The 1596-nt window shown below is 75.5% G+C and carries 2 protein-coding genes; both read right to left on the bottom strand.

Annotated features, from left to right (window positions below; all coding sequences use genetic code 11):
- Positions 1–976, bottom strand: a 976-nt coding sequence (locus A7A76_RS05435) for a multidrug resistance efflux transporter family protein (protein WP_343225291.1), incomplete at its 3' end; no start/stop codon positions are given.
- Positions 973–1596 (bottom strand): methyltransferase domain-containing protein (locus A7A76_RS05440; RefSeq protein ID WP_206410238.1); only part of this gene is annotated, 624 nt, incomplete at its 5' end. The genes A7A76_RS05435 and A7A76_RS05440, both read right to left, overlap by 4 nt.

Raw genomic sequence — 1596 nt, forward strand, 5'->3', positions numbered from 1 at the left:
TGCGCAGGCGCTTGAGCCGGCGCTCGTCGCCGGCCGCGGCGCGCGCGGCGACCGCGCTGAAGGCGACGATGCCCAGCACCACCAGCCCGGCCCCGGCCAGCGCCTGCCCGCGCGGCCAGGCCTCGCCCAGCCACAGCGCGCCGATCGCGGTGGCGAACACAATTTCCGCCGCCTGCATCGCCTCGGCCGCGGCCAGCGCGGTCGGGTCGTTGCGGACCATGCCGGTGGCCTGGAAGAACAGGATCGTGGCGATCACCCCGGCGCCCAGCGCCACGCCCGCGGCCAGCCACAGCTGCGCCGGCGGCGGCGCGCCGGCCTGGGCGCCGGCGTACAGCGCGGTCGCCCACCACAGCGGCTGGCTCGCCAGGGTCATGCCGAACACGCGCTGGGTGGCGTTGAGTTCGGTCCCGGCCCGCTCCAGGTGCAGCAACAGGCCGCGGTTGCCGAGCGGATAGGCGACCGCCGCCACCGCCACGCACGCCAGCGCGATCCAGCCGGCGCGGTCGAGCCGGCCGCCGCCGTGGCCGAGCTGCATCAGCAGCACGCCGGCGACGATCAGCGCGCCGACCAGCAGCGCCGGCAGCGGCACCCGCGCGCGCTCGTCGCGGTACAGCAACGGCGCGCACAGCATCCCGGCGATCACGGTCAGCTGGAAGGTCGCGGCGATCAGCCACGACGGGCCGCTGGCGGCGGCGTAGCTCAGGCACAGGTAGAACAGGCCGAAGCCGATCGCGCTCCAGGCCAGCCACGGCCCCGGGTGGGCGCGGATCGCCCGCCACACCGGCGCGATCCCGCCCTGCAGCGGCATCGCCAGCAGCAGCATCGGCAGGGTGAACAGGTAACGCAGCGACGCGGTCCAGGCCCAATGCCCGCCGGTGCCGACGGCGGCGCGGTTGAGCACGTAGGTGCAGGTGAAGAACAGCGCCGAGGCCAGCGCGATCAGCACCGCCCACAAGGCCCGGCGCTGCGCGCTCACGGCCGCGGCCGTACGCGGATGCTCGAGACCGGCACCTGCACCTCGTCGACCCCGCCGACCCGGATCGGCGTGCCCGGTTCCGGACCCCAGGCATGGGCGTAGATGACTTCCCAGGTCGCCGGCAGGCGGCCGTCGGCGCCGCGCAGCGGCTCGTAGGCCTCGGCGGCGCGGGCGAAGCGGGCGCGGCCGGTGAGGCTGCGGCGGCGCTCGACGCTGGCGTTGGTGGCGCCGAGCGTGCGCAGCTCGCGCATCAGATGGCCCAGGTCCGGATGGCCGAGCACGAACTCGTCGCGGTCCAGCACCGGGTTCTTGAAGCCGGCGGCGATCAGCGCGTCGCCGAACTGGGCGATCGAGGCGAACGGGCTGACGTGCGGCGCCGCGTCGGCTTCGGCGAAGGCGCCGCGCAGTTCGAACAAGGTGTCCGGGCCGAACGTGGACACCAGCAGCAGGCCGCCGGGCTTGAGCACGCGGCGGAAGCCGGCGAACACCGCCGGCAGGTCTTCGACCCATTGCAGGCACAGGTTGGAGAACAGCACATCGACGCTGGCGTCGCGCAGCGGCAGCGCGCGCGCGTCGGCGCACACCGGCTCGGGCCGGCGCGCGCCGCCGAGCAGGCGCGG

Source organism: Lysobacter enzymogenes, from assembly GCF_017168095.1.
Taxonomy (GTDB): Bacteria; Pseudomonadota; Gammaproteobacteria; order Xanthomonadales; family Xanthomonadaceae; genus Lysobacter; species Lysobacter enzymogenes_D.